Source organism: Candidatus Firestonebacteria bacterium RIFOXYD2_FULL_39_29 (assembly GCA_001778375.1).
Classification (GTDB): Bacteria; Oederibacteriota; D2-FULL-39-29; order D2-FULL-39-29; family D2-FULL-39-29; genus D2-FULL-39-29.
Window position 1 is genome coordinate 35,372 of sequence record MFGV01000062.1, and the last position, 8,332, is coordinate 43,703.

At 43.1% G+C, this 8,332-nt stretch carries 8 protein-coding genes (1 of these 8 only partly in view); all 8 read right to left on the reverse strand.

Annotation, left to right across the window (positions count from 1 at the left end):
- Positions 1–279: the 5' portion of a hypothetical protein gene (locus tag A2536_08890; protein OGF45491.1), read on the reverse strand. It extends 18 nt beyond the left edge of the window; the window shows 279 of its 297 coding nt (coding positions 1–279); its start codon is at positions 277–279; its stop codon lies off the left edge, out of view.
- 162 nt (positions 280–441) lie between these two features.
- Positions 442–1,968, reverse strand: coding sequence for a hypothetical protein (locus tag A2536_08895; GenBank protein OGF45492.1), 1,527 nt, complete (start codon positions 1,966–1,968; stop codon positions 442–444).
- Between the two features lie 215 nt (positions 1,969–2,183).
- Complete coding sequence (locus A2536_08900) at positions 2,184–2,924, reverse strand: hypothetical protein (protein ID OGF45493.1); 741 nt, start codon at positions 2,922–2,924, stop codon at positions 2,184–2,186.
- A 139-nt stretch (positions 2,925–3,063) separates the two neighbouring features.
- Positions 3,064–4,107: a hypothetical protein gene (locus A2536_08905; protein ID OGF45499.1), complete on the reverse strand. Its 1,044-nt coding sequence runs from the start codon at positions 4,105–4,107 to the stop codon at positions 3,064–3,066.
- A 211-nt stretch (positions 4,108–4,318) separates the two neighbouring features.
- Positions 4,319–5,338, reverse strand: coding sequence for a bifunctional 4-hydroxy-2-oxoglutarate aldolase/2-dehydro-3-deoxy-phosphogluconate aldolase (locus tag A2536_08910; GenBank protein OGF45494.1), 1,020 nt, complete (start codon positions 5,336–5,338; stop codon positions 4,319–4,321).
- A gap of 173 nt (positions 5,339–5,511) precedes the next feature.
- On the reverse strand, positions 5,512–6,549 hold the full coding sequence (locus A2536_08915; protein OGF45495.1) for a 2-dehydro-3-deoxygluconokinase: 1,038 nt from the start codon (positions 6,547–6,549) through the stop codon (positions 5,512–5,514).
- Between the two features lie 232 nt (positions 6,550–6,781).
- Positions 6,782–7,804, reverse strand: a complete 1,023-nt coding sequence (locus A2536_08920) for a hypothetical protein (protein ID OGF45496.1) — start codon at positions 7,802–7,804, stop codon at positions 6,782–6,784.
- A gap of 154 nt (positions 7,805–7,958) precedes the next feature.
- Positions 7,959–8,216, reverse strand: a complete 258-nt coding sequence (locus tag A2536_08925) for a hypothetical protein (GenBank protein ID OGF45497.1) — start codon at positions 8,214–8,216, stop codon at positions 7,959–7,961.
- Positions 8,217–8,332: the final 116 nt, after the last annotated feature.

Here is an 8,332-nt window from a genome sequence, read left to right on the forward strand (position 1 = left end):
TCTTCTATCTTTTGGATCTTCAACTCTTGAAACCAATCCCTTTTCCTCCATTGTATCTATTATACGAGTGATCATGGCCTTGGAGATACCTTGCTTCTTTCCTATTTCACTCATCATAGGTTCTATTTTGCTATGAGTAATAATATCCAATATTGCAACATGAGGCATATCCAAGTTGAGCTTCATCAAATCTTCATCTATTGGGCTCCCAAATTTCTTCATTATTTTTTTTGGATATTCCATCATTTCACTGATAAAACTATCAACATCATTTCCCATACTTAGTCTCCATTAGCTATATTTATTTACCATTTAGATACTGAACAATACAATACTAGGCTTATTATAGCCTAATTGAATGTTTTTGTAAATCCTGTTAATTGATTTTGTTATTTGATTTTTAATCTATATGACAACAAATCGTCATTCGTATAATTCTTATTAGAAATATCTATCTAACCCTCTATACTGAAGCGCCTCCGATATATGTTGTACCTTTATACTTTCTTCAGCTTCCAGATCCGCTATCGTCCTGGCTACCTTCAGGACCTTGTCATAGGCCCTTCCGCTTAAGTTAAATTTATCTATAGCGGTCTTAAGTAAGCTGTGCCCTTCCTCATCCAAACCGCAGAATTTCTTTATATGCCGCGAGCTCATGTGGGCATTGCAAAATACTTTCAATCCTTTAAATCTTTCCCGTTGAATATTCCTTGAAGCATCCACTCTTTTCTTTATAAGCTCTGAACTATCACCGGTTGCTTCAGTTGATAACTGCTGGTACTTCACGGCGGGTACTTCTATATGTATATCTATCCTGTCAAGAAGCGGGCCTGATATTTTCTTAAGATATCTTTGTATCTCATGCATATTGCACTTACAGCCTTTTCTCCCGTCACCATAGTAACCGCAAGGACAGGGATTAAGCGCGGCTACAAGCATAAATCTGGCAGGATAGGTAACTGCTGCGGCAGCTCTTGTGACTGTCACAAAACCGTCTTCTAACGGTTGGCGCAAAACCTCAAGAACGCTTTTTCCAAACTCCGGGAGTTCATCCAGAAAGAGTACACCGTTATGTGCAAGGGATACTTCTCCTGGTCTGGGAAATGTTCCTCCTCCGACTAATGATACATCACTGGCTGTGTGATGGGGACTTCGAAAGGGTCTCACCGTAATAACTGATTTTTTCTTTCCGAGCAAACCCGCAACGGAGTGAATCCTTGTTGTCTCTATGGCTTCTTCCAATGTAATATCCGGAAGAATAGTCGCAAGGCGGCGCGCCAGCATGGTTTTTCCTGAGCCGGGAGAACCGACCATTACAATATTATGCCCTCCTGCCGCGGCAATCTCAAAAGCCCGCTTTGCATGTTCCTGCCCTTTTACTTCATTGTAATCCACTTCGTATTTTTGCGCATGATTGAAAGTTTCCTCAATATTAATAGCGTGTTTTAAAGGTTTATGCAGACCGTTCAGTATAGCAACTACTTCTTTCAGGGTTTTAGCGGGATAAACTTCTATCTCAGAAATAACAGCCGCTTCGTCCGCATTTGCAAAAGGAAGAATCAATTTATGGCATTTACTCTCTTTCACCGCCATGGCAATAGAGATAACGCCTTTTACCGGTTTAACTTCCCCGTTCAACGAAAGCTCCCCGAGTATTACATATTCATTGGTATCGCCGGTTATAATTTCATTTGCCTTAAGTACCCCGATGGCAATGGGAAGGTCAAAACCCACCCCTTCCTTTTTTATATCCGCAGGAGCGAGATTTACGGTCATTCTCATATACGGGAAATCATAACCGGAGTTACGTATCGCCGCTTTGACCCGATCCCGGCTCTCTTTAACCGCCGCATCAGGAAGACCTACAATCGCGGAATGAATGGCAAGTCCCGGAGAAAGGTCCACCTCCACTTCCACCACATAAGCCTCAATACCATAAGTAGCCGCAGAATAAATTTTTGAAAGCATCTTTTCACCCCTCAGTGAATTAATTTAGTAATAGTATTGTAGCAGATGTAAATGGAAATTTAAAGAATATAAAAAAGAAAAAGGGCGCCGGCTTTTACACGGCACCCTTTTATCAACTATATTCAATCTGTACTTGCTTTGCTTCCTTTGTTTTCTTTTCCTTCTTTCCTTACTTTTCTTGTTTCTCCTACTTCCCTTGCTTTTCCTTGTTTCCCTTACTTCTTCATCATTTTCATCATCATTTCCATATCCATCTTGCCAAGTTCTTCCTGTTTTATCGAATCCACATCGAAAATTTCATCTTTAATTCCCTTGTTGAACTCTATGGATTTAACCACACCGGACATTGTGAGTTTGCCGTCAGTTGTAAACTCCATTTTAGAGGGCATTTCAATATCACCTTTTACTTTTTTAAAGCCGGAATTTACAAGCACCATGTTTTGTCCGTTCATTTTTGTTTCATATTTTAGAAGAGCAAAGGATGCGCTGTCAAAATACCACTTGCACTGATTATTTTGATTATCCTGACCTTCCAGGATAAAGCACTTTTTGTCGTTAACGGTTCCTTCCGAAACCTTCAAGCCATCTTCTTTAATATTGTCCGCCTGACCAAAGGGAGTCTGACCTCCTTCACTTTCACTGTTCATCTTCTTTTTTCCCTGTTGAGCGCTTACCATCCAGATCTCACTGCCGTTATTAACGACTATGGTTTTCATACCCATCATAGTCATTTCTGTTCTTCTCTTCTTGCCTTTTGTTATAGCCTTCATGTTAGTCTGCATCTCCATATCCTGCGAGACCATTTTAGAATCCATTACCATCGTTACATCTTTTGCCAGAGCTTCTATCTTTGCATCCCGTCCTTTAATTTCTTTTAAAACTTTCGACACCTCCGCCCCAAAAGCAACCCCGGAAATACAAAAAACCCCTATAACAACCAACACAACTCTTTTCATATCGAAGCTCCCTTTAGAAAAGTTAACTAGTTTACAGTTTACCGTAATATTTCGCAGAGTATCATTAGAAATCAATTCCCTGTTTTTCCTGTCCTTGCTTTATTTTCTTCACTTTCTGTTTTTGCTTTACTTGCTGTCCTTACTGTTTTTGCTGAATATTGAGCGGTACTCCATACTCCTTCGCAATACTTTCAAGATCTGCGTAGGTTTCTTCCGCCAGGGAAAAGCCGGTTTTCTTATTTTTCTCGTAGGAGGCAAACTCTCTTTCTCCGGGAACCATTACCGAGGAGAAGCCTTTTGCAGGCGGGATATTATGAATATCATCCACCATTAGAGCGACGTTTTTCTTAAACTCTTTCAGCGGTACAAAGTTCTTCACGTTTATCACGATAAACATGTGTCCGAGCATCCTGAATTTATTATAATCACCGTACATCTTGGGCAGTCTTACGCCAAAAAGAGCGCCGGTTAAAGGGCCGCAGAGAATATCAACGATAAAAGCCAAACCGTATCCTTTGGGACCCGCCATGGGGAGCAAATACACTATCTTATTCGGGTCAGTTGTAGGAACACCATCCGCATCAACACCCCAGTCTGAAGGAACAGATGCGCCTTTTTTTCTCGCAACTATTATCTTGCCTAATGAGGCAACGCTTGTTGCCATATCAAGTAGCACCGGATATTTTTTATCGCAGGGAACGGCTACGCATATAGGGTTGGTGCCGATCGCCGGAATTCTTCCGCCAAAAGGGACCACCGAAGCATCAGTGTGGCTTATCGCTATACAGATCATATCTTTTTTTACGGCTTCCAGAGCGATAACCCCGGCCATACCGAAATGGGAACTGTTTTTTACACCTACCATCCCAACCCCGAACTTACCCGCAAGTTTGATTGCCTCTTTTACCGCTGTCATAGAGATCGCATGACCAAAGCCATGACCGCCGTCAACAAGAGAAGTGCAGCCCGCTTTTTTTGCGATCTTGATCTTTGGATTTTTCTTAATAGTACCGGCTTTTACCCGTTTTAAATAATGCGCCAGCCTCATGACCCCGTGCGAATAGAACCCGTAGAGTTCTCCTTCTACAAGAGAAGTTGCAACTATCTTAGAGTCTGTTTTATTAACTCCTGCTTTAACAAGTACCTTGAAAACAAAATCATTCATCTTCTTTGAATCTATCATCCTGGAATTATCGCTCATGTCTTTTCCTCTACCCTAAGAATTTTCGTCCCCAAAAAAACAATCCGGGTGAACGAAGAGTTGCGAAACTGCTTGCAATTGGAAACTTGTAGTTTACAGTTTACCGTGTACCGTTTACGGTCAAATCAATTTTTTCCTGTCCTTGCTTCTTCTGCTTCTTTTCCTTCACTTGCTTCACTTGCTTTCCTTGCTTCTACTTTGTCCAAAGCAGATGGATCTTATTCCCTAGCGGATCCGTCTTTTTAAGAAAGACCGCTTTTACGTCGCTTTTAACCTTCGGCTCTTCAAGTTCGATACCTTTGTCTGTAAGAATTTTACAGGCAAGTTCGAAATCGGAAACCTTGACCGCGACATGGATCTTATCACTGACCGGGTCCTTCATTACCTCTATCCTGCCTGCTCCGCTCGAGGATACAAAGAAAGAGGAGTTGCCCTCTTTAGCTTTAAAACCAAACATCTCGGCGTAAAAATCAGTCACTTTTTTTCCGTCTGCTTTAGCGCTGGGATATAAACCCAGATGTTCAATACCGGTAAACACCGGAACGCCTTTTGCTTCCCTTATCCAGGAAAGGATCTTTGCCGTTGTTTTAGCAAGCGTTTCCCAGTCCTGTTTTTCCAGAACATCTTTTGAGATCAAGTTTGAACCCATTCCGACGGCGACTACTCCGGCTTTAAACCATTTATCAATGGATTCTTTTGTCCCTTCGACTCCGCCTGTCGGCATAATCGAGCTCCACGGCATAGGCCCAAGGAGGTTTTTAACAAAGCCCGGACCGCCTACTTCCGCGCCGGGGAAGATCTTGCAGATCTCCACACCCATTTCTTCGGCGTTAGCTATTTCCGTTGCCGTACCGCACCCCGGAGAATAAGGTATTTTTTTTCTGTTACATATCTTCGCAACTTCAGTATTTAGCATGGGGCCGACGATAAAATTCGCACCGTTATTGATAAAGAGTGAAGCTGTGTAAGGGTCCCCGACTGAACCGACACCGAGGATTAGCCCCGGAATTTCTTTTTCACAGTATTTTACAAGCTCGCCGAATATCTGGTAGGCAAACTCCCCGCGGTTGGTAAACTCCAGGACCTTAGAACCACCTTCCGCCACGGCTTTCGCAACCTTCTTGGCAACCTCCAAATCCTTGTTAAAAAACACCGGAACAAGCCCGCTTTCCATTATCGCATTATTCACCTGTATTCTTTTATACTTAGCCATTTAACTTTCTCCTTTCCTTCGATTACTTCCCCTTTCAAATAAGGGGAAGGTATGGTTGGGGATAATTTATCTTTCTTTTCCCGCTTCTCTTTAGCTTTCATCTGCACTTCATTGTTCTTTTGCTTTTTCCACGTTAGTAACATGAAAACGTGTAACGTTCAAACGTATTTTCACTACCTCGAAACGCGTCCCGACGTCGAACCTTTCATAATACCTTCCACCTCTGCTACAGTTACTATATTAAAATCCCCGAGTATGCTATGTTTGAGACAGGAAGCGGCAACGGCAAAATTAAGAGCCTTCTGCAAGTCCTCGCCGTAAGTTCTAAGCCCGTAGATCAGGCCGCCCATGAAAGAATCCCCGCCTCCGACCCGGTCCACTATATGAGTGATCTGGTAAACAGGTGCAATATATATTTTACTGCCGTCATAAAGAAGTCCCGACCAGCTGTTATGGCTGGCGCTTACACTGCCCCGCAAAGTTATGATTATCTTTTTTAAATTGGGGAATTTCTTTTTAAGCTCTTCCACTACGAATCTATACTGTTCGGCTTCGACTTTGCCTGAGGAAACATCCGACTCCGGAGCTTTTATCCCGAAAACTTTCTCCGCATCCTCTTCATTGCCGAGAGCTACATCGCAGTATTTCAGGAACTCAGGCATGACTTCTCCTGCTTTTTTGCCCCATTTCCAGAGTTTAGCCCTGTAATTCAGATCGCAGGAAACAGTAAGACCTTTCTCTTTTGCCTTTTTAACCCCTTCCAGACAAGCCTCAGCCGCGCCCTGGCTGACTGCTGGAGTTATTCCGGTCCAATGGAACCAGTCTCCATTTTCCAGCGCTTTATCCCAATCTATCATCCCTTTTTCTATAGTAGCCAGACCGGAGTTAGCCCGGTCATATACCACCTTACTTCCCCTCTGCATCGCGCCGTTTTCCAGGAAATATATCCCCAGACGGTCGCCGCCTCTTACTATATGTTCTGTACCTATTCCATAGCTCCTGATAAAAGAGAGGCAGGCTTCGCCTATATCATTTTTTGGTATTCTGGTTACAAAATCCACAGGGATCTTAAAATTTGCCAGAGACGCCGCCACATTGGCCTCTCCTCCCCCGAAAACCACGTCAAAAGACCTTGCCTGGCTGAACCTCAAATACCCCGGAGGGCAGAGCCTGAGCATTATTTCACCGAATGTTACAACTTTCTTAACCATGACCTTTTTCTCCTTTTTGCAAAAATGATTTCACCGATTGCAGTACTACCGGATTCCGCTGATAAAAAAATTTGAAAAAACTTATTTTACTGATTTAACTACAAAAATATCCTTCAAAGATTTTAAACTTTAAAAACCTTAATAACTTTTTTTCCTTGCCAAGCCTCCAAACATCTCTACCAGAGATCCGCCTCATATAATTGGCGGACAACCCTCTAAACCTCCGGTCGTCCTAAGGCATTAGAATGACTTTAATCGCTTCACCTTTTTCTATGGCTTCAAACGCTTCTTTCCATTTTTCGAGAGGGAGCTTGTGCGTGATTATTTTTTCCGGGAATATCTGTTTTCTCTCGATCATTTTTATCGTAGTTTCCCAGGCCGACCAGCCTGAGGAAAAACAGAAAGTCACTTTCGGCGCTTTAAATATCGCTACATCCCAGGGCATTTCAATTGAAGGTTTTCCGCTAAGTCCGAGAGCGCATATTTTCCCGTGACGCCTCACCAGTTCAAAAGCTGTCTTTATAGCCGGCGCCGCTCCGGAACATTCCACCACCAGATCAACACCCAGATTTTTGGTGAGCCCATTGACCTTCTCCGCAACATTTTCATTTTTCGGATTTATTATAACATCAACGCCGAGTTCTTTCGCTTTTTTTAACTTATTGTCAAAGAGGTCGGAAACAATCACGAACGCCCCTGCCGCTTTTGCCAGCATGGCGCTTATTAGACCGATAGGTCCGGCCCCGCTTACAAAAACCGTCTCGCCTGCGGTAACTTTAGTCCGTTCCAAAAGGCCGTGAACACAAACTGCAATAGGCTCGCAAAGTGAAGCCGCTTCAAAAGAAATGGAATCAGGAAGAACATGAAGGAGTTTTGCCGGTCCTGCCACATATTTTGCCATCGCCCCGTCTATTCCTATTCCAAAGGGCCTCTTATCAGGACAGATCTGCGCGTTACCGGTCTGACAGAAAAAGCATAAACCGCAGGATTTTGTCTTGGTTTCGCTGGATATCCTGTCCCCGACTTTCCAGTTCTTAACTTTACTTCCGGTCTTTACGATAACTCCCGAAAATTCATGTCCCATGATCATAGGCGGCCACATCGGGTGGGCATCATGATATATATGTATATCCGACCCGCATATCGCCACCGCTTTTACTTCTATCAGAACCTCATCTTCTGTAATTTGAGGCTCAGGCATATCCTTGTACTCGACAAAACCTTTCCCTTTTTGAAGTTTCACCACTGCTTTCATAATTTTTTTCCTTTTCCCTCGTTCCCTTCCCCTTTCTCTAAACCGGAGGAAGGTATATTTTGTCCTGTCCTTGCATCTCTTACTCCACCTGGTTCCTGCTTCACTTTCTTCACCTGCTGCTTTTTCTTCTCTCGTTTCACTTACTGTACTTGCTTTACTTGCTTCTTTTGCTGTCCTTGCTGCTCCTATAGATCCTCTCCACCCTCTTGACCTCACTTATAATATAATTCACACAGTTTTCAAATTCTTTTTTACCTTTTTTCAAAGTCGCTCCCTTAGGAAAGCCCCAGCATCCGTTCCCGTTAGTCGCTTTTACGATCCCTACCCAATCCAGATCGGCTCTTTGATAAACAGGGACAAAATTCCTGACTTTTTCAAGGCAAATATTTTTCTTCCACAAATACATCATCATTGAGGTTTCCGCCAGCCCGGCGTCGAGTAGAACGGTGACGTAGTGATTACAGGCTCTTCTTGGCTGTATCCGTCGTTTCCAACTTCGTGCCCGTTTAGATTTGCCATATCCTATTT